Here is a 17,341-nt window from a genome sequence, read left to right as displayed (position 1 = left end):
CCCGAGTCCCCGTCAGGGGGCCGTCCCTCCCGTGTCCCCCGCAGGGGCCATGCCGTCCGTGTCCCTCGGGCGTTCCCGGGTCCGGTCAGCGCTCCCGGTCCAGATAGGCGAGCACCGCGAGCACGCGCCGGTTGTCGTCGTCCGACACCTCGAGGCCCAGCTTGGCGAAGATGTTCGAGGTGTGCTTCGCGATCGCCCGCTCCGTGACGACGAGCTGCGCGGCGATCGCCGTTTTGGACCGGCCCTCGGCCATCAGCTCCAGCACCTCCAGCTCGCGCGGTGTCAGCGCGGCGAGCGGCCGCTCCACGGAGCGCCGGGCCAGTAGCTGCGAGATCACCTGGGGGTCCATCGCCGTGCCGCCCGCGGCCACCCGGTGGACGGCGTCGACGAACTGCTCGGCGTCGAGGACCCGGTCCTTCAGCAGATAGCCGACACCGCCGTCGCCGTCCGCCAGCAGCTCGCGCGCGTACAACTGCTCCACGTGCTGCGAGAGGACGAGCACCGGCATGCCCGGGCGGTCCCGGCGGGCGGCGAGGGCGCACTGCAGGCCCTCGTCGGTGTGCGACGGCGGCAGCCGGACGTCGACCACGGCCACGTCCGGCCGCAGCTCGGCCAGGGCCCGGCCGAGTTCGGGGCCGCTCTCGACCGCCGCGGCCACCTCGAAGCCGTACGCGCGGAGCATGCGCACCAGGCCGTCGCGCAGCAGGAAGAGGTCTTCGGCTATGACGACGCGCAAGGGATCTCCATGGTGACCACGGTGGGGCCGCCCGCAGGGCTGCTGACGGCGAGGACGCCGTCGAATGTACCGAGCCTGCGCTCCACCCCGGCCAGCCCTGAGCCGGCGCCGACGACCGCGCCGCCGGTGCCGTCGTCGGCGACCGCGATCCGCAGGGCGCCGCCCGCGTGGTGCACGTCCACCCGTATCCGCTCCGCCCGAGCGTGCTTGACGGCGTTGGTGAGCACCTCGCTGACGGCGAAGTACGCCGCTGCCTCCACCGGTTCCGCGAGGCGGCCGGGCAGTTCCACGTCCACGTCGACCGGGAGCGGCAGCCGCAGGGCCAGCGCGCGCACCGCGTCCCCGAGGCCGCGCTCGGCGAGCACCGGCGGATGGATGCCGCGCACCAGGTCGCGCAGTTCGGTCAGCGCCTGCGCGGACGACCTGCGGGCCTGTCCCAGCAACTCCCGGGCCTTCACCGGGTCCTCGTCGATCATCGCCTCGGCCACGCCCAGGTCCATGCCCATGGCGACCAGCCGGGCCTGCGCGCCGTCGTGCAGGTCGCGTTCGATGCGGCGCAGTTCCGCGGCGGAGGTGTCGACGGCGTCGTGGCGGGTGGCGGTGAGCCGGTCGACGCGCCGGGCGAGCGCGGCCGCCCGGCCGCGGTCCAGCAGCACCCGGCCGAGCCGGAAGTGCCCGTCCACCAGCAGCGGGCCGGCGAACAGCGCGACCAGCAGCCACACGCAGCCGAGCAGTCCGGCGAGGAAGGCCGTGAACCAGCCGGTGACCGGGACGAACGCGTACCACCAGCCCCCGGCGGCGGACACGACTGGCTGCCAGAGCCCGAGCGCCAGCAGGATCCCGAAGCCGCCCTCCGCCACCAGGCCGGGGGCGAGGACCGCGAGCAGCGCCCCGCCCGTCATGTCGGCCAGCAGCCACGCCAGGTCGCGCCAGGTCGCGGGGGAGCGCAGCAGCAGCAGGCAGCGCCGCACCCGGCCCGCGACACCGGGCGGCACCCCGTCGGGAAGGGGCTCGTACGGCGCCTCGACGCGTATCCCGGCCCAGGCGGCCGCCAGCCGCCGCCGCCGATCGGCGTGCAGCCGCACCAGGCGCAGCACGGCCGGTGTGGTGAGCAGGCCCACGCCGCCGACCGGGATCATCACGAGGGAGAGGACCACGAGCACGGACAACATGAGCGAGCCGGCGAGCGAGGACAGCGCCAGCACGAGTCCGCGTACCGCGGCGAGGCCGGCGTCCCCGGCCCGTACCGCGAGCCCCGCCCGCCGCCCGTCGCGGCCCGCGCCGCGCGGGGTGTTCCGCCGGGCCGCGAAGGCGGCGGCTGCCGTGGTACCGGCGCCCGGACCGCTCCGCCCGGCGCCCCGGCCCGGGCCCGGGCTGCTTGGTGTGTCCATGGCCCCAGTGTTGCCGAGGCCCACGCGGCGGTCACTGGGTTCCGGCCCCCCGCCCGGGGTGTATCCGGCACCACCCCCGGCCCGGCCGCCCGCGGCGCGCCACCGGGCCCGCGGCCGGCACGGTCAGCGGGCCCCCGGCGGCACGTACTTGTAGCCCACCCGCCGCACCGTCTGGATCACCCGGCGGTGCTCGGCGCCCAGCTTGCGGCGCAGACGGGCGATGTGGACGTCGACCGTGCGCCCGTCGCCGACGTGGCCGTAGCCCCAGACGGTGGTGACCAACTGGTCGCGGGTGTGCACCCGGTGCGGGTGCGCCACCAGATGGGCGAGGAGCTCGAACTCCAGGTAGGTGAGGTCAAGGGCGCGGCCTTCGACGTCGGCGGTGCGCCGCACGGGGTCGATGCGCACGAGCGCGTCGCCCGCGCCGCCGGTGCCGGTGTCGCCCGCGGGCTCGCCCGCGGCGGGTACGGCGGTGGTCGGGCCGGGCAGTGCGGGGTGCTGGTCGGCGGGCACGAGCACCAGGTAGCCGACCATGGGGGGCCGGCCGGGCAGGGCCGGCAGGGTGTGCGGCGGGGCGGGCAGCCAGGTGGCGCCCGGGGGCAGGAAGTCGGTGACGTCCACGACCTCGTCCCTGTCGACGGCTCGAAGCCGGTGACGTGCGGAGTTGGACGTGGCAGGAGCGGCGGGAGAGGACGGGACGGCGCTGGAGAAGGTGCGGGTGTGTGCCATGGAGGTCAGCTCTTTCGCGCGAGAGGTCGTCGAAGGACATACGTCGTGCGCGCTGGCCGAAGGCCGGGGGTGAACGGCTTTAGAGGGCCCGCGCGTTCCACGCGCGGCAACACACCCGGTCGAAGTCGTGGTCCTGACGGGACGGCCAGAAGGGCTCCAGGTCGTCGCGACCCGCCGTGGTGTCCCGGAAGCCTGTCATGCGCCCATTGAATCAGATGACGTCCGGGAGCATCAGGGAGCCCGCCCAAGGTCTCACACCTCGATACGGCGTCTCGTCACCCACTGATACGCACCCCTTGAGGCAAGGCGTCGCCCGAACCTCTGTGTTCGAACGGCGGGGAACTGTACAACTCCCCTTGTGGCCAGCGGCTTTTGTCAGTGCTCGGCAGTAGAATTGGGGGAGTGTTCGAGGGGTTCCGATCGAATGGCGGAGCCCTTGATGGCGACAGGAGGATGTCTGTGCCCGCTGCCGCAGCCACGTCCGTGCCCACCCTCTTCGACCTGCCGTACACACCGCTGAGGAAGAAGCCGCTGCCCGCGGGCCGCCCCCGCGAGTGGTACATCACCCACAACCGGCGCCTGAAGGCGATGCGCCTGGCCATCGCGCTGCTCGACTCCGGCGTCCACGTGCCCGGCCAGGCCCACAACACCCGTATCCGCACCATCGCCGCCCGGATCGGCGTCCACCCGCCGTCGGACACCACCTGCCACATGGTGCGTGCGCTGATGCGCTACAGCCGCTGACCGGAGCACCCCGAAGGCCGGGTGCCGCTCGTGCCCGCGAGCGGCACCCGGCCTTCACCGCTACCCGCCTCCGCCACGGGGTCGGCACGCGAAGTTCACCGGTACGCTCCCGGAGCGACGCCCCGGCGCCACCGCGCGCCCCGTGCGCGCGGGTAATTCTGCGGGCGCCCGTGTACGGCGCCCCGGGCAGGGGCGCCGCGACCCCCCACCTCCAGGAGACCCGGATGACCCGTACGGCCCGGACGAGCGAGCAGACCCCCGAGGCGTCCAGGACCCCCCGCCCCCGCACCTACCGCCGCGCCCTGCGCCTCGCCGGTCCGCTGGCCGCGGGCGCGCTGGTGCTCGGCGGCACGTCCACCCCGGGCGCCGCCGCGGCGAGCGGCCGCACGAGCGCCTGCACGGACGGCGCGGGCGCACGGCTGTGTGCGGCGGGCGACCTCGTCGACGCCACGCTCGGCGAACTGCACCCCACCCAGTCGACGTTGGGCTTCGACCAGATCTACTACAAGCTCGACCGTTACGGCAGCGACAAGGACGAGCAGAACGGCGACGTCAACAAGCGCTTCGACGACTACTGCGAGACGAACGGCCAGGACAAGGCCGACAAGGTGCCGTCCGGGGCGACCCTGGCCGACCCGGCCAGCTTCACCTGCGAGGTGCCGGTCGGGCAGGAGAGCGACGACACCCTCGCCGCGATGAAGACCGTCGTCATAGGCCCCGGCGGCGCGCTGTACCTCACCGACGGCCACCACTCGCTGACGTCGTTCCTCGAAACGCCCGACGGCGGACCCGGCATGCACATCCGGCTGAAGGTGGCCGCGAACCTCAGCTCCCTCACCCAGGACCAGTTCTGGGCCGCCATGCAGGACCACGACTGGGTCTGGCTGCGCGACGAGAACGACAACCCCATCACGCCCGCCCAGCTCCCGCAGCACCTGGGCCTGGCCGGCTTCCACGACGACCGGTACCGCAGCCTCGTGTACTTCACCCGCGACATCGGCTACACCGCCCCCGACGACGCCGCCGAGTTCCTGGAGTTCCTGTGGGGTAGCTGGCTGCGCGGCCAGGTGGACCTCGACGACTACGACCTCACCGACCGGGCGTCGTACCTCGACGCGGTGCGGGACGCCTCCGAGGCGATGACCGACACGGACGAGGACACCGTCATCGCCGACGGCCGCACCGCCGAGGACCTCGGCAGGCTCGACGACTGGAACGGCGGCGAGGACGCGGACGACGGCGAGTTCGACAAGCTGGGCAAGCCGCTGTCCGACGACGAGCCCGGCAAGCTGGCCTACGCACTGGACTACCGCAGCCGCCTGTAGCACGGCCCCGCGCCGCGCCCGGTGCTGCATGTCCTCGGGCGGGCACCGGCACACGGGCAGCGGCGGCACGGGGGCGGCGGTATGGACGCGGCGGACGGGAACGGGCGGCGGATCACCCTGGGCGGGGTGTCCGAGACCCTGCTGTGGAACCTCTCCCGGCGGGCGTTCGAGGCCCGTTCGCCGCGTACGGTCCTCGACGACCCCAAGGCGGTGGAACCGGTCGGGCGGGTCGGCGACCTCGGCCACCCCTTCGCGGCGACCTTCGGCCCGCCCGACCCGCTGCTCACCCAGGCCCAGGCACTGCGCGTGCGCACCTTCGACGCCGCGGTGCGCGACTTCCTCGCAAAGGCGCCCGCAAGGCACCGCGGTCGACCTCGCCGAGGGGCTGGAGACCCAGTTCTGGCGGGCGGACAACGGACGGGCGCGCCGGCTGGGCGTGGAGCTGCCCGAGGTCGCCGACCTGCGCACGGCACTGCTGCAGGACGAGCAGCGGCGCACCACCCTCGCGCAGCCCGCGCTCGACCTGACCTGGCAGGACGCCGTCGGCCCCGGCAAGAACGTACTCATCACGGCCCAGGGGCTGCTGATGTGCCTGGAGCCCGCGGAGGCGCACCGGTTGATCGCCGGCTGCGCCGAGCGCTTCCCCGGCGGGGCGCTGGTCTTCGAGGCGGTCCCGAAATGGTGCAGCGCCCGCACCCTGAGCGGCGCGATGCGTACCGCAGGGCTGCACCACACCCCCGACGCCCTGGGGCCTGGACGCCGGCGGGCTGCGCGGGATCCGCGCCGCCCACCCGGGCATCGCCGAGGTGCGCGCACCGCGCCCGCCGCGCGGCCGCGGCTTCTACCGCGGCGTGCTGTCACCCGTCCCCTCGGGCGGCTGTCCGCGGTGCGCAACATCCGGCCCACGCTGACCGCTCTCGCCCGCTTCGCCGGGCGGTGTTAACTCCCGACAGTTCCGGCGTGAACGTAACGCAAGTCATGTGAGTACCGAGCGCCCTCACCGCCCCGCACGGTCCTGCGAGGCGGTGGACACGCACGTGGCACGTGGTGTCCCCTCCTCACGTATTGCATGTGAAAAACACGCCCTCTATGGTCATCCCCATCAAGGCTGCCTGCGGTACATCTCGCAGGCGGGTGTACCAGCCAGTTCCCCGGGCGACCGCGCCCCGCCCCACCGGCGCCCCGGGAAAGAGCCGTACTCCGCCGAGGAGAGAGCCATGAACGAGCCGAAGACCCCCGCCGCCGGAGGTGGCACACCCGCCCAGGCAGGCCCGTACCGGGGGCCGTCGACCGCCGCCCCGCTGCGCGGAGTCGAGCGCGTCGGCATTCCGCGCCCCCTGCTGTGGGGATTCGTCGCCGTCTTCGTCTACATGGTCGGCGACGGCGTCGAGATCAGCTACCTCACCGACTACCTGCAACGCCCGGACGGCGGCGGCCTCGCCGACGACCAGGCATCCTTCGCCACCGTGACCGCCTACGGCATCGCGGTGATGATCGCCTCCTGGTTCTCGGGCACCCTGTCCGCGATCTGGGGGCCGCGGCGCGTGATGTGGCTGGGCGCGGGATGGTGGGTCGTCTTCGAGGCGGTCTTCCTCTTCCTCGCCGTCCCCAGCCACAGCCTGGCCTTCATCGCCACCGTCTACGGCGTGCGGGGCTTCGCCTACCCGCTGTTCGCCTTCGCGTTCCTGGTGTGGGCCCAGACGGTCAGCCCGGAGCGGATGCGCGGTTCGGTGGCGGGCTGGTTCTGGTTCGCCTTCACCGGCGGCCTGCCCACCCTCGGCGCCGGTATCGCCGCCCTCGCCATCGGTCCGCTCGGCATGAGCCTGTACGCCACCCTGGTGCTCTCCCTCGTCCTGGTGGCGGTGGGCGGCGCCATCGGGTCGTTCGCGGTCCGCGAGCCCCAGGGACTGCGGCCCATCGCCGACCCCGGGATGGCCCGCCCGCGCAGCTACCGCAGGCTCGCCGAGGGCGTGGACATCCTCTGGCGCGACAAGCGCACCCTGGCCGGAGCCGTGGTGCGCATCGTCAACACGGCACCCGAGTTCGGCTTCTTCGCCATGCTGCCGTTCACCTTCGGCACCGCGCACCACCACGACGGCTTCCTCACCGCCGCCCAGATCTCCACGCTCACGGCGATCATGTACGGCGCGAACATCGCGGCCAACCTCGCCTTCGGCGTGTTCGGCGACCGCTTCGGCTGGCGCCGCACCGTCACCGTCTTCGGCTGCGTCGGCTGCGCCGTCGCCACCCCGCTGTGGTACTTCGCCTCGCTGGCCAGCGAGAGCTTCGCCGTCACGGTCGTCCTCGGCTGTGTCTACTGCGTCCTGCTCGCCGGCTTCGTCCCGCTGTCCGCCCTGATGCCGTCCATGGTGCGCCACAAGGACAAGGGGGCCGCGCTCGCGGTCCTCAACTTCGGTGCGGGCGGTGCGGCGTTCGTCGGACCCGCGCTGGTCACCGTCTTCCACCCGGTCATCGGCGGTGGCGGGGTGACCGTCGTCTTCAGCGTGCTGTACCTGGCCGTGGCGGTGGTGTCGACGCGGCTGAAGGACGCCAGCGACCCGGGGGAGCGGCGGCGGGCCGCGGCACCGGGCGCGGCGGTCTCCGGGAGCGCCGCCTGACACCGGCACCGCGCCCGGCCGGCGCGGACACCCCCGGGCGACGGCCGGACCGGCCCCTGGTGGACCATGGGCGGCACCCGCCCCCGCACACGATCAGGACCACGCATGGCGAACGGCGACCCCGGCTTCGACCTCGATGCCTACCTCCACCGCATCGGCGTCACCGGCCGCCCCGCTGCGGATGTGACGTCCCTTCGGGAGGTGCATCGGGCCCACCTCACGGCGATCCCCTTCGAGAACATCGACCCCGTGCTCGGCAGGGTGCCCTCGCTGGCCGAGGCCGACCTGCTGGCCAAGCTCGTCCACTCGGGCCGCGGCGGCTACTGCTACGAGCACAACACCCTGCTCGGCGCCGCGTTGGGGGCGCTCGGCTTCGGCGTGCGGCGCCTGACCGCGCGCGTGGTCGTCGGCGCCGAACGCCACGAGACGCGGCCGCGCACCCACATGGCGCTCCTCGTCGACGTGCCGGGCGACCGGCGACGCCACCTGGCGGATGTCGGCTTCGGTGCGCCGGGCGCCCTCGTCGAACCCCTCCCGTTCGTCGCGGACGCCGTGCGGACGGCAGCCGGCCGCAGCCACCGCCTGACCCGCACCCGGGGCACGGGCCCCTTGGACCTGTGGGCCCTCGACGCCCGCGGCGCGGCCGGCTGGGAGACCCAGTACGTCTTCACGGAGGAGCCCTTCGAGAGGTCCGACATCGAGGTCGTCAACTGGCACATCGCCACCCACCCCAGGTCGCCCTTCCGCAGCCGCCTGCGCATCTGCCGCACGGGCCCCGACGGGTCGGTGGCCGTCCTGAACGGTACGACCCTCACCCGCACGCCCCCCGGGGCGTCCGGCACGGTGCGGGAGGTCCTGGGGCGGGACGAGTTGCACCGGGTCCTGCACGAGGAGTTCGGCATCACCGCACCGGAGGACCTCACCGCCGCCGTCCGGCCCGCGGAGCCCGCCGGCTGAGGGGCGGGCCCGGGCGGGGGCCGGCCGCCGCACCCCCGCCGGGCGCGACCTCACCCGGTGGAAGCGTGCGGCCACGGCGTGGGCGTCCGCCGGGGCACCGGGCTGCCGGACTGCCGTGCTGCCGGACTGCCGGACTGCCGGACTGCCGGACTGCCGTGCTGCCGTGCTGCCGGACTGCCGTGCTGCCGGACTGCCGTGCTGCCGGACTGCCGGACCGCCGGACTGCCGGACCGCCGGACCGCTCGTGTCCGTCCGGCCGCCGTCGACCTCAACTGATGCCGCGGAGGTTGGCCGCGACGATCCTCGACCGGTCCTCGTCGGACACGGTGGAGCCGGCCCGCAAGGCGAGGTCCTGGCGCAGCCGGCCGCCGAGCACGGCCCGCGCGCCCGCCAGCACCGGATCGTCCGCCACCCGGCTCACCAGGATGTCCGGGTTCCAGCGCGTGCTGCTGCGGACGGCGGTACGGGTCAGCTCGGCGAGCCGGGTACCGCCGGCCCGGCCCACCGGGCCGCCCAGGACCACCGCCTCCGGGTCGATCACGCCCAGCACCGGGATGACGCCCTGCGCCAGCCGCGGCGCGAACGCCTCCACCACCCGGGCGGGCAGCGCAGCGCCGCGCAGGGCCTCCTCGAAGGTGTGCTCGCCGCAGCCCGCCGCGCGCCCGATCCTGTCCAGTGCCGGCGCGCCGAGCAGCCCTTCGAGGTCGGTCGCGGCGGCGCCGGGGCCGAGGGAACCGGGATCGAGGGCACCGCCGGGCACCGGGAGGTTGCCGAGCCCGCCGGCGCCGCCGGACGCGCCGCGCAGCACCGTCCCCGCGACGTCCACCGCGAGGCCGATGCCGTAGCCCACCCAGAGCAGCGCGAACGTCGCGTCGGGTCCGACGGCCCCCGTGCCCCGCTCCGCGACCGCGGCGAGGTTCACGTCGCTGTCGACCTGGACCGCGCAGCCCAGCGCCCCCTCCAACTGCTGCCGGATGCTCCTGCGCGACCAGCCGGGCAGCGCCGCCACCGGACTCGGCTCCCCCGAGCGGGGGCCCGCACCGCTCGGCACCCCGACGCAGACGTGCCGGACGCCCGCGACGTCGACGCCCGCCGAGGAGCAGGCGCCCAGCACCGCGCCCGCCGCGTTCCGGGCGGCACTGCGCCGTCCGGCCGTCCCCGACGCCTCCTCCGTGACCACCGGGTACGAGGTGCCGCGCAGGTCGACCAGGGTGGAGCGCACCCCGTCCTGGTCCATGTCGACGGCCACCCCGTAGGCCAGGTCGTTGCGGACGTCGTAGAGGACGGCGCTCGGCCCGCGGCCCGCCGACGCCTCGCCGACCGCCTCGATCAGGCCCTTCTCCTCAAGTCTGGAGATCATCTGCGCCGCGGTCGGCCTGGAGAGGCCGGAGAGTTCGCCGAGGGCGTTGCGGCTCAGCGGGCCGTGGTCGAGCAGCAGCCGCAGCGCCCTCGCCGCGTTCTGGTCCCCGAGCCACGACGGGGTTCCCCTGACAGCCATGGTGCCCTTCCCTGCTCGGCCGGTGCGTTCCGGGAACGTACCAGAAAGATTCTTTACTGAAGTGGGACGGGTGGCGTGATGTGTCCGTCGCCCGGCGGCTGGGTGGTTCTGGGTGGGCGCCAGGGGGCTTGGAGATGTGGGGTGGAGGAGGGGTGGCCGCCGGGCTGGGGGTCTGGTGTGCATGACGGGGTCGCCTGTACTATCTGGAAAGAAACTTACCAGTAATACTTCGTCATGCCAGTAACACTTCCCCGTGACACTTCGTCATGGCCGCGACGGCGGGAGACAAGCAGACAATGACGGACACCCAGCCCACCCCGGGCGCGCCCAAGGCCCCGCTGCGCGTCGGGATACTCGGCAGCGGTGGCATCGCCACGGCGTCGTACGGAGTACTGCCGAACATCCACCACCTCTCGTCCCGGGTCGCGGTCACCGCGATCGCGGACGTGGCCCACGAGCAGGCCCGCGCGGTCGCCGACCGGTTCGGCATCCCGGCCGCGTACTCCTGCCTCGACGACATGCTGGAGAAGTCCGAGCTCGACGCCGTCGTCAACCTCACGCCCATCCCGGTGCACGCCGCCACCTCGCGGCGCATCCTGGACAGCGGCAAGCACCTGGCCAGCGAGAAGCCGCTGGCCACCACCATGGCGGAGGCCGACGCCCTGATCGAGCTGGCCGGCGAGCGCGGTCTGACGATCGTGTGCGCACCGCCCGACCTGCTCCACGAGCCCTACGAGCGCGCGGCACGCCTGGTCCGGGAGGGCGCGGTCGGCAAGGTCGCCTTCGCCCGCGTGCGCAGCTCGCACGCCGGACCCGGCGGCGGCCCGAACGGCTGGCCCTCGGACCCGACCTGGTTCTACCAGCAGGGTTCGGGCCCGCTGCTGGACATGGGCGTCTACGGCATCCACGAGATCACCGGCCTCCTCGGCCCCGCCAAGCGCGTGGCGGCCTTCGCCGGGATCACCGAGCCGACCCGGGTGGTGCGCGGCGGGCCCTTCCGCGGCCTGGAGATGCCGGTGACCGCCGAGGACAACTGCCTCTTCATGCTGGACTTCGGCGAGTCGACCTTCGCCGTCGTGGACGGCACCTTCAACGTGCTGGCGGCGAAGAGCCCCAAGGTGGAGGTCTTCGGCCGCCGCGGCGTGCTGAACCTCTTCAGGCCCGGCGGGCCCGACCTGGAGCTGTACCGGACCGACATCGCCGACGGCGTCGACGGCTGGGTGCAGCCCACCGCGCCGCTCGCCAGGAACACCCGCAGCGACACCTACGGCCGTGCACTGCTGGTCGGCCATCTCGCGGACGTCGTCCTGGACGGGGCCCCGCCCGTCCTCACCGCCGAGCACGCCAGGCACGCCCTGGAGATAATGATCGGCGTCGCGACGTCGGCACGTGAGCAGCGCTTCGTCGAGCTGACGACGACGTTCTGACGCGACACGCGCGGACACCCCCGCCACAGTCGTCGCCGACCTGGCCACCCGCGGTGACGGGCCCGTGCGGTCGCCGCCCGCGGCAGCGTGGCGGTCGGGCCGGCCGCACCGGCCGGCCGGGTGGCGCCGCCCTCCAGGAGTGCCGCTCGAAGTGCCGCGGGCTGCCGCCCACCGTTGTTGCGGACGGCCGTCCGGTGGGCGGCGAACCGGCCCGACCCGCCCCGCCCATGGCCGGATCAAGCCCCTCTGACGCCACAACCCCGCATCCCCCGGTTTCGATCCCGGGATCCCGGCCACCAGACCACGAGGACGTATCAGCGGTACCGGACACACGGTCCGGTGCCCACTCGACCGTGGACGGAGTGACCATCATGGACTGGCGGCAGTACGCCGCATGCCGGGACGAGGACACCGAGTTCTTCTTTCCGATCGGTACCCGGGGCTCCGCACTGCAGCAGGCCCAGGAGGCGAAGGCGGTGTGCGGGAGGTGCCCGGTCGCCGAGGCGTGCCTGCGCTTCGCGCTGGAGTCGGGCCAGCGGTACGGCATCTGGGGCGGCCTCGACGAGGTCGAGCGCGACCGGCTGGCCCGCCGCAACCGCCGCCGACAGCGCACCGGCTCCTGAGGCGCGGGCTCCTGGGGGTGAGGACTCCTGGGGCACGGCTCTTTCGGGCGCGGGCTCCTGGGGGTGCGGCTCTTTGAGGCGCGGGCTCCTGAGGGCGCGAGCCCTTGCGGCACCTGCTCCCGCGGCGCAGGTGCTGGGGCAGCGGCGCCCGGGGCACCGGTCCACCCGCGCCGGCGGCCGGAGCCGGTGAGCCGCCCCCTGCGTGCCGGCGCGGACCATCTCAGCCCGGTGGGCTGCCGGCGGGCCCGCGGTGGGCCCTCACCCGGGAGTCGTCTGAGTGTCGTCGTACGGGATGGCCCGGTTCGGCGCGGTACCGTGCCCGGGTAAGCCCGGGTAAAGGGAATGAAACGCCCATCCTGACCGAGGTGCGCCATGCCGCCGTCCTCCTTCCTGTACGTGCTCAGACGGCTGCTGAGATCCGCACGGGGCGGCAGCCGCCATGTGCGGGCCGCGGCGTGGGCCACCGGTTTCACGGCCCTGTTCCTGCTGGCGGGGTCCTGGGCGATCGTGCCCGTGGAGGAGGGCGCGCCACGCGCCACTCTCACCACCTTCCCCCGCGCGCTGTGGTGGTCGATCGAGACCGCCACCACCGTCGGATACGGCGACTTCTTCCCCGTCACGGCGGGCGGCCGGGTGATCGCCGCGCTGATGATGCTGGTCGGCATCGCCGCGTTCAGCATCGTCACGGCGGCCATCGCTACCTGGTTCGTGGACCGCGCCGCCGGCGACATGCGCAGGATGGCCGCCGAGGCGGACCGCCTCGAACACGGGGCGGAGTCGAAGGCGGTCCACGAACTCCACTCCCTGCACGACCGGTTCGACCACGTGGAGGAACTGCTCAGGGCGCCCGGTCCCACCGGGCGCACACGGTAGGGACCGCGATGCGACGCCGGGCAGGTACGGCCCCGCATCCGCCGGGCCGCGCCCGGCACCGTCTTCCGCCGCCCCCACAGGGAGAACCTGTCCCCAGGAGGATCGCCGTATGAGTCTCACCGTCTTCGACGGCCTGCCGACCCATGTCCTGCTCGTCCACTTCGTCGTCGTCCTCGTACCGCTCACCGCGCTCGCGCTGGTGGTGTGCGCGGTGTGGCCGCAGGGCGCCAGGCGGCTCGGGCTCGTCCTGCCGCTGCTCGCCCTGGTGACCCTGGCGTTCGTGCCGTTCACCACCAACGCCGGTGAGTGGCTGCGGGACCGCATCGGCCACACCCCGCCGGTGAACAGGCACGCCGACCTCGGCGACGGGCTGCTGCCGTGGGTGGTGTCGGTGCTGGCGGTGTCGGCGGCGGTGTGGTGGGTGACCCGCAGGGAGACGGTGGCGGAGACACGCCGCACGACCGCGGCGGAGGGCGGCCCGGAGCGGCGGCTCCCCGCCCACCTGTGGCCCTCGCTCCCCCTGCGCCCGCGCGTCCTGCGCGTACTCGTCGCCGTTCTCGCCTTCGCCGCGGCGGCCGGCTCGGTGGCCCAGGTCTACCGGGTCGGCGACTCGGGCGCGGAGGCGGCCTGGCAGGGAGTGGTGTCGGGCTCCGGCGGGACGGGCGGCGCGGGTGATGCGGGTGACGCGCGTGGTGCCGGTGGCGCGGCCGGGGACGGGCGAACGGGCCCGGGTGCGGTGTCCGGGCGCGGGGCCCCGCACGACGGGTGAGGGCCGCCACCCGTGCTCGGATGGCGGCCCTCACCGCGGGCGCGACGCCACTGCGCGCCCGACGTCACCTCCTGGAACCGGCCCGCGGCCCGCTTCCCGGGCTCCGCACAGCCGGCCGGCTCCCGCGGATCACACGTCGAAGTACAGCTCGAACTCGTGCGGGTGCGGACGCAACTGCAGGGGCGCGATCTCGTTGGTGCGCTTGTAGTCGATCCACGTCTCGATGAGGTCCGGCGTGAAGACGTCGCCCTGGAGCAGGAACTCGTGGTCGGCCTCGAGCGAGTCGAGGACGGCGGGCAGCGAGGTGGGGACCTGGGGGACCGCGGCGTGCTCCTCGGGGGCCAGCTCGTAGAGGTCCTTGTCGACCGGCTCGGCGGGCTCGACCTTGTTCTTGATGCCGTCGATACCGGCCAGCACCAGCGCGGCGAACGCCAGGTACGGGTTGCCGGAGGAGTCCGGGGCGCGGAACTCCAGGCGCTTGGCCTTGGGGTTGGCACCGGTGATCGGGATGCGGATCGCGGCGGAGCGGTTGCGCTGCGAGTACACCAGGTTGACCGGGGCCTCGAAGCCGGGGACCAGGCGGTGGTAGGAGTTCACCGTCGGGTTGGTGAAGGCCAGCAGCGACGGAGCGTGCTTGAGGATGCCGCCGATGTAGTAGCGCGCGGTGTCCGAGAGGCCCGCGTAGCCCTGCTCGTCGTAGAAGAGGGGCTCGCCGGCCAGCCACAGCGACTGGTGGACGTGCATGCCGGAGCCGTTGTCGCCGAAGATCGGCTTGGGCATGAAGGTCGCGGTCTTGCCGTTGCGCCAGGCGACGTTCTTCACGATGTACTTGAAGAGCTGGAGGTCGTCGGCGGCGTGCAGCAGCGTGTTGAACCGGTAGTTGATCTCGGCCTGGCCCGCGGTGCCGACCTCGTGGTGCTGGCGCTCGACGTTCAGGCCGGCCCTGTTCAGCTCCAGGCTGATCTCGGCGCGCAGGTCGGCGAAGTGGTCGACCGGCGGGACGGGGAAGTAGCCGCCCTTGTAGCGGACCTTGTAGCCGCGGTTGTCCTCCAGCGCGCCGGTGTTCCAGGCGCCCGCCTCGGAGTCGATGTGGTAGAAGGCCTCGTTCTCCCGGGTGGCGAAGCGGGCGCTGTCGAAGATGTAGAACTCGGCCTCGGGACCGAAGTAGGCGGTGTCGGCGATCCCGGTGGAGGCGAGGTAGGTCTCGGCCTTCTTGGCGACGTTCCGCGGGTCACGGCTGTACTGCTCGCCGGTGATCGGGTCGTGGATGAAGAAGTTGATGTTCAGCGTCTTGTCGGCGCGGAAGGGGTCGACACGCGCCGTGCTGAGGTCGGCGCGCAGGGCCATGTCGGACTCGTGAATGGCCTGGAAGCCGCGGATCGACGATCCGTCGAAGGCAAGCTCCTCCGCGGGGTCGAACACCTCCGCCGGCACGGTGAAGTGCTGCATCACACCGGGCAGGTCGCAGAAGCGGACGTCGACGAACTTGACCTCCTCGTCCGCGATGAACTTCTTGGCCTCGTCGGCGTTCTGGAACATCCAGCTCCTCCTATCCCGGCCCGGGAAGCGGGGCGGGGGTTGTCGCTCCTTCGTGCGGCCAGTGCGGTGGCACACGCTGGACCTGACCATAAGGACAGGGCATTTCTCAAGCGTGACCCATTTGTTTCGCGGAAGTTAACCACCCCGGATGCTCCTTCCCGGCCTGCGGCCGGTTTGCACCCTGGCGCCCGGGCGTTTCCGCGGCGGCAGTACCGTGGTCGGGTGGACAACAGGCGAGCAGTGGGATCGTGGCTCTCGGGACCCCGTGCGGCCGCCGAGGGCATGGGCGTCGAGTTCGGGTACCGGGGCAGGCGGCTCGGGCTGCCCGAGCACGGGCCCGGCTCGATCGCACCGCTCGGCCGGCGAGTGGGCGCGCTCGCCGTCGACTGGGCCCTGTGCATGCTGATCGCATACGGCCTGTTCGCACACGGTGACCGCCAGGCGCTGAGCAACTGGACCCTGGCCGTCTTCTTCGTGCTCAGCCTGCTCACCGTGGGTACGGTCGGCAGCACCCCCGGCAAGCGCGTCCTCGGGCTGCGGGTCGTCGCCGAGGGCGGCGGCCGGCTCGGTGTCCTCCGCGTGCTGCTGCGCAGCGTACTGCTCTGCCTCGCGGTCCCGGCCCTGATCTGGGACCGCGACTCCCGCGGCCTGCACGACCGGCTGGCGCGTGCGGTCCAGGTACGGATCTGAGGCGGCGCCCCGGTAGGGGTACGCACCGAGCCCGCGCCCTGCGGCTACGGCTACGGCTACGGGCTGAGGCCGGTTGCGCACTGAGGCCGCGCCCGGTACGGGTACGGATCCGAGCCCGCGCCCGGTACGGATCTGAGCCCGTGCGAGGACGGGTGCGCATCCGGGTGCACGGCGGCTGCGGACCCGGACTGGGCGGCGGCACACACGGGGCCCGGCGATTGCAGAGGGGGCGCCCGGAACTCTTCGTTCCGGGCGCCCCCTCATTCGTCATTCGTCGCGGCGCTCCAGCCCCGCCCCGGCGCGGCCGCGGTGCCTCAGCGCAGTCGCGGGCCGCCGCGCGGCATCCTCATGCCTTTCGGCATGGGCCCCTTCGGCAACGGCATGTTGCTCATCAGGTCGCCCAGGGCGCGCAGCCGGTCGTTGGTCGCCGTGACCTGGGGGCCGGTGAGCACACGGGGGTACTTCAGCAGGGTGGTGCGGATCTTCTTGAGCGGCACCTGGCCCTCGCCGTTGCCGACGATGACGTCGTGCACGGGAACGTCCACCACGACCCGGGACATCTTCCGCTTCTCGGCGGCCAGCAGGCTCTTGACGCGGTTCGGGTTGCCCTCGGCGACCAGTACGATGCCCGCTCTGCCGACGGTGCGGTGGACCACGTCCTGGTTGCGGTTCATGGCCACCGCGGGGGTGGTCGTCCAGCCGCGGCCGACGTTGTCGAGCACGGCCGCCGCGGCGCCGGGCTGTCCCTCCATCTGGCCGAACGCGGCGCGCTCCGCACGCCGTCCGAACACCCATGCCGTCGCCAGCAGGCCGAACAGCAGGCCGACGACGCCCAGGTAGATGGGGTGGCCGATCAAGAAGCCGATCGCGAGGAAGACACCGAGGGTGACGATTCCGACAGCCGCGAGCACAAGGCCGATCTTCGGATCGGCCTTGCTGGTCATCTTGTAGGTCAGGGCGATCTGCTTGAGCCGCCCGGGATTCGCAGCCTCCGCTGCCGGTTCCTTCCTCGCCATGCGTGAAGTCTACGTGCCCCCGTGGGCCGCGATGACGGGCGGTGGGAGGAGCGGAGGGACCGTCACGAGGTGCGGACGGCGGCCCGCACCGGGTTCGCGGGCGTCTCGTGGAGTTCGCCGAGTTTGTCCAGCACGCGCTCGGCCTCGATGCGGTCCTTGGCGCGGCGGCGGTCCTCCAGCACGGAGTTCCATGCGTTGCGGCGGGCGGTGCGCTGGCCGGGGGCCATCAGCAGCGACTCCAGGGCGCGCAGCGCGGCGGTGACGGACGGGAGGGCGGTACTGCGGGCGGGCGCTGCCTGCATGGCGGGTGTTCCCCCTGTGGACGTGGAGAGCGCGGCGATGGCTCGGAAGGTGCGGTGGGTGCGTGGTGCGCGCGCCGGTGCGTACGCGGTTGCACGCGGTTGTA

The 17,341-nt window shown here is 73.4% G+C and carries 17 protein-coding genes; 10 read left to right on the top strand and 7 right to left on the bottom strand.

Features of this window, described 5'->3' with window-relative positions; translation table 11 throughout:
* Nucleotides 1-85: 85 nt before the first annotated feature.
* The 3 genes from IE313_RS07775 to IE313_RS07765 form a co-directional block, all read right to left on the bottom strand.
* The gene (locus IE313_RS07775) at nucleotides 86-736 is read right to left on the bottom strand and encodes a response regulator transcription factor (protein ID WP_189930192.1); all 651 of its coding nucleotides are present in this window, start codon (nucleotides 734-736) and stop codon (nucleotides 86-88) included.
* Nucleotides 721-2,127: a sensor histidine kinase gene (locus IE313_RS07770; RefSeq protein WP_189930191.1), complete on the bottom strand. Its 1,407-nt coding sequence runs from the start codon at nucleotides 2,125-2,127 to the stop codon at nucleotides 721-723. Before IE313_RS07770 ends, IE313_RS07775 begins: the two co-directional genes overlap by 16 nt.
* 123 nt (nucleotides 2,128-2,250) lie before the next feature.
* The gene (locus IE313_RS07765; protein WP_189930190.1) at nucleotides 2,251-2,856 is read right to left on the bottom strand and encodes a winged helix-turn-helix domain-containing protein; all 606 of its coding nucleotides are present in this window, start codon (nucleotides 2,854-2,856) and stop codon (nucleotides 2,251-2,253) included.
* Between the two features lie 453 nt (nucleotides 2,857-3,309).
* On the opposite strand from IE313_RS07765, the gene IE313_RS07760 reads away from it, so the two are divergent.
* The 5 genes from IE313_RS07760 (at nucleotide 3,310) to IE313_RS07740 (ending at nucleotide 8,500) form a co-directional block, all read left to right on the top strand.
* On the top strand, nucleotides 3,310-3,600 hold the full coding sequence (locus IE313_RS07760; protein ID WP_189930189.1) for a hypothetical protein: 291 nt from the start codon (nucleotides 3,310-3,312) through the stop codon (nucleotides 3,598-3,600).
* 224 nt (nucleotides 3,601-3,824) lie between these two features.
* Nucleotides 3,825-4,925 (top strand): ParB/Srx family N-terminal domain-containing protein, encoded by a 1,101-nt coding sequence (locus IE313_RS07755; RefSeq protein ID WP_189930188.1) that lies wholly within the window; start codon nucleotides 3,825-3,827, stop codon nucleotides 4,923-4,925.
* Between the two features lie 436 nt (nucleotides 4,926-5,361).
* Nucleotides 5,362-5,868: a hypothetical protein gene (locus IE313_RS35015; protein ID WP_229924447.1), complete on the top strand. Its 507-nt coding sequence runs from the start codon at nucleotides 5,362-5,364 to the stop codon at nucleotides 5,866-5,868.
* A gap of 274 nt (nucleotides 5,869-6,142) precedes the next feature.
* A complete protein-coding gene (locus IE313_RS07745) occupies nucleotides 6,143-7,543 on the top strand; it encodes an RbtT/DalT/CsbX family MFS transporter (protein ID WP_189930187.1) in 1,401 nt (466 codons plus the stop codon).
* Between the two features lie 105 nt (nucleotides 7,544-7,648).
* Nucleotides 7,649-8,500 carry an arylamine N-acetyltransferase family protein gene (locus tag IE313_RS07740; RefSeq protein ID WP_189930186.1) on the top strand — a complete coding sequence of 284 codons (852 nt, stop codon included), beginning with the start codon at nucleotides 7,649-7,651 and terminating at the stop codon, nucleotides 8,498-8,500.
* A 268-nt stretch (nucleotides 8,501-8,768) separates the two neighbouring features.
* On the opposite strand, the gene IE313_RS07735 is transcribed toward IE313_RS07740, so the two are convergent.
* Entirely contained in the window at nucleotides 8,769-9,998 is a 1,230-nt protein-coding gene (locus IE313_RS07735; RefSeq protein ID WP_189930185.1) for an ROK family transcriptional regulator, read from the bottom strand.
* A gap of 296 nt (nucleotides 9,999-10,294) precedes the next feature.
* On the opposite strand from IE313_RS07735, the gene IE313_RS07730 reads away from it, so the two are divergent.
* The 4 genes from IE313_RS07730 (at nucleotide 10,295) to IE313_RS07715 (ending at nucleotide 13,690) form a co-directional block, all read left to right on the top strand.
* Entirely contained in the window at nucleotides 10,295-11,425 is a 1,131-nt protein-coding gene (locus IE313_RS07730) for a Gfo/Idh/MocA family protein (RefSeq protein ID WP_189930184.1), read from the top strand.
* A 371-nt stretch (nucleotides 11,426-11,796) separates the two neighbouring features.
* Nucleotides 11,797-12,048, top strand: a complete 252-nt coding sequence (locus tag IE313_RS07725; protein ID WP_189930288.1) for a WhiB family transcriptional regulator — start codon at nucleotides 11,797-11,799, stop codon at nucleotides 12,046-12,048.
* Nucleotides 12,049-12,420: 372 nt separating this feature from the next.
* Nucleotides 12,421-12,921, top strand: a complete 501-nt coding sequence (locus IE313_RS07720; RefSeq protein ID WP_189930183.1) for a potassium channel family protein — start codon at nucleotides 12,421-12,423, stop codon at nucleotides 12,919-12,921.
* A 109-nt stretch (nucleotides 12,922-13,030) separates the two neighbouring features.
* Nucleotides 13,031-13,690: a DUF2231 domain-containing protein gene (locus tag IE313_RS07715; protein WP_229924446.1), complete on the top strand. Its 660-nt coding sequence runs from the start codon at nucleotides 13,031-13,033 to the stop codon at nucleotides 13,688-13,690.
* A gap of 129 nt (nucleotides 13,691-13,819) precedes the next feature.
* Here IE313_RS07715 and glnA read toward each other — a convergent pair whose 3' ends face one another.
* Nucleotides 13,820-15,229: a type I glutamate--ammonia ligase gene (gene glnA, locus IE313_RS07710; protein ID WP_189930182.1), complete on the bottom strand. Its 1,410-nt coding sequence runs from the start codon at nucleotides 15,227-15,229 to the stop codon at nucleotides 13,820-13,822.
* A gap of 222 nt (nucleotides 15,230-15,451) precedes the next feature.
* Here glnA and IE313_RS07705 point away from each other — a divergent pair, with 222 nt between their 5' ends.
* On the top strand, nucleotides 15,452-15,919 hold the full coding sequence (locus IE313_RS07705; RefSeq protein WP_189930181.1) for an RDD family protein: 468 nt from the start codon (nucleotides 15,452-15,454) through the stop codon (nucleotides 15,917-15,919).
* Nucleotides 15,920-16,233: 314 nt separating this feature from the next.
* Here IE313_RS07705 and IE313_RS07700 read toward each other — a convergent pair whose 3' ends face one another.
* On the bottom strand, nucleotides 16,234-16,935 hold the full coding sequence (locus IE313_RS07700; RefSeq protein WP_189930180.1) for a DUF4191 domain-containing protein: 702 nt from the start codon (nucleotides 16,933-16,935) through the stop codon (nucleotides 16,234-16,236).
* Nucleotides 16,936-16,997: 62 nt separating this feature from the next.
* Nucleotides 16,998-17,237 (bottom strand): SCO2195 family GlnR-regulated protein, encoded by a 240-nt coding sequence (locus tag IE313_RS07695; protein ID WP_189930179.1) that lies wholly within the window; start codon nucleotides 17,235-17,237, stop codon nucleotides 16,998-17,000.
* Nucleotides 17,238-17,341: the final 104 nt, after the last annotated feature.

Origin of the sequence: Streptomyces sulfonofaciens (assembly GCF_014656295.1) — a bacterium.
GTDB classification, from domain to species: domain Bacteria; phylum Actinomycetota; class Actinomycetes; order Streptomycetales; family Streptomycetaceae; genus Streptomyces; species Streptomyces sulfonofaciens.
This window is presented reverse-complemented; position numbering and strand designations above follow the sequence as displayed.

Excerpts from the sequence above, each read along its gene's own strand:
- IE313_RS07735 (WP_189930185.1), bottom strand. The coding sequence starts at position 9,998 with ATGGCTGTCAGGGGAACCCCGTCGTGGCTCGGGGACCAGAACGCGGCG.
- IE313_RS07730 (WP_189930184.1), top strand. The coding sequence starts at position 10,295 with ATGACGGACACCCAGCCCACCCCGGGCGCGCCCAAGGCCCCGCTGCGC.
- IE313_RS07725 (WP_189930288.1), top strand. The coding sequence starts at position 11,797 with ATGGACTGGCGGCAGTACGCCGCATGCCGGGACGAGGACACCGAGTTC.
- IE313_RS07740 (WP_189930186.1), top strand. The coding sequence starts at position 7,649 with ATGGCGAACGGCGACCCCGGCTTCGACCTCGATGCCTACCTCCACCGC.
- IE313_RS07755 (WP_189930188.1), top strand. The coding sequence starts at position 3,825 with ATGACCCGTACGGCCCGGACGAGCGAGCAGACCCCCGAGGCGTCCAGG.
- glnA (WP_189930182.1), bottom strand. The coding sequence starts at position 15,229 with ATGTTCCAGAACGCCGACGAGGCCAAGAAGTTCATCGCGGACGAGGAG.
- IE313_RS07760 (WP_189930189.1), top strand. The coding sequence starts at position 3,310 with ATGTCTGTGCCCGCTGCCGCAGCCACGTCCGTGCCCACCCTCTTCGAC.
- IE313_RS07765 (WP_189930190.1), bottom strand. The coding sequence starts at position 2,856 with ATGGCACACACCCGCACCTTCTCCAGCGCCGTCCCGTCCTCTCCCGCC.
- IE313_RS07745 (WP_189930187.1), top strand. The coding sequence starts at position 6,143 with ATGAACGAGCCGAAGACCCCCGCCGCCGGAGGTGGCACACCCGCCCAG.
- IE313_RS07700 (WP_189930180.1), bottom strand. The coding sequence starts at position 16,935 with ATGGCGAGGAAGGAACCGGCAGCGGAGGCTGCGAATCCCGGGCGGCTC.
- IE313_RS07715 (WP_229924446.1), top strand. The coding sequence starts at position 13,031 with ATGAGTCTCACCGTCTTCGACGGCCTGCCGACCCATGTCCTGCTCGTC.
- IE313_RS07770 (WP_189930191.1), bottom strand. The coding sequence starts at position 2,127 with ATGGACACACCAAGCAGCCCGGGCCCGGGCCGGGGCGCCGGGCGGAGC.
- IE313_RS07720 (WP_189930183.1), top strand. The coding sequence starts at position 12,421 with ATGCCGCCGTCCTCCTTCCTGTACGTGCTCAGACGGCTGCTGAGATCC.
- IE313_RS07695 (WP_189930179.1), bottom strand. The coding sequence starts at position 17,237 with ATGCAGGCAGCGCCCGCCCGCAGTACCGCCCTCCCGTCCGTCACCGCC.